This is a genomic window from Glutamicibacter sp. 363 (assembly GCF_052379505.1).
Taxonomy (GTDB): Bacteria; Actinomycetota; Actinomycetes; order Actinomycetales; family Micrococcaceae; genus Glutamicibacter.
In genome coordinates, this window is sequence record NZ_JBQSYR010000113.1 from 1 (window position 1) to 216 (window position 216).

General features: G+C 50.9%; 1 protein-coding gene. It reads right to left on the minus strand.

The genetic code is table 11. The features are described from left to right. Positions 1-216: integrase core domain-containing protein (locus tag ACT3UA_RS19075; RefSeq protein WP_444617913.1), on the minus strand; the 216-nt coding region annotated here is incomplete at both ends.

A 216-nucleotide genomic window follows, 5' to 3' on the forward strand; every position in this document is an offset into this window, starting at 1 on the left:
CTAGGCGTTGGTCATCCACGTGCCCAGTCATCCCGAAATGCACGTCGGCAGGAGTATGAAATCCCAATCCTGAATGGCGATGCTCAGTGTTATACGCATGAACAAACCGGCCCATAAAATCCCTAGCGTGCTCCAACGAACCAAACCTCTCCGGGAACGCCGGCATATACTTCAAAGTCTTAAACCACGACTCTGAGTTATCCCGAATTCGGGATA